Here is a 334-nt window from a genome sequence, read left to right as displayed (position 1 = left end):
ATTTGAACAATAATTAAGATATTAATTGTAAATAGATTTATAAAAGGACCAGTATTTCCTAATAAAGTAAGAAGTAAGTGTCCTGCAATTATATTAGCTGATAGTCGAACGGCTAATGTTAGTGGTCGGATAATATTTCTAATTGTTTCAATACATACTATAAAAGGTATTAGTACAGGAGGAGTACCTTGAGGAACTAAATGAGCTAATATATGAGTTGTGTTGTTAATTCAACCGTAAATTATAAAACTAAGTCATAAAGGTAAAGCTAATCCTATAGTTATTACTATATGTCTTGATCTTGTAAAAATATATGGGAATAAACCTAAGAAAT

General features: G+C 27.5%; 1 protein-coding gene. It reads right to left on the bottom strand.

Features of this window, described 5'->3' with window-relative positions:
* The coding region (locus tag ASG67_RS19895) for a F0F1 ATP synthase subunit A (protein ID WP_414887680.1) at positions 1 to 212 on the bottom strand (212 nt) is incomplete at its 3' end.
* Positions 213 to 334: the final 122 nt, after the last annotated feature.

The organism is Sphingomonas sp. Leaf339 (assembly GCF_001426195.1).
Lineage (GTDB): Bacteria > Pseudomonadota > Alphaproteobacteria > Sphingomonadales > Sphingomonadaceae > Sphingomonas.
This window is presented reverse-complemented; position numbering and strand designations above follow the sequence as displayed.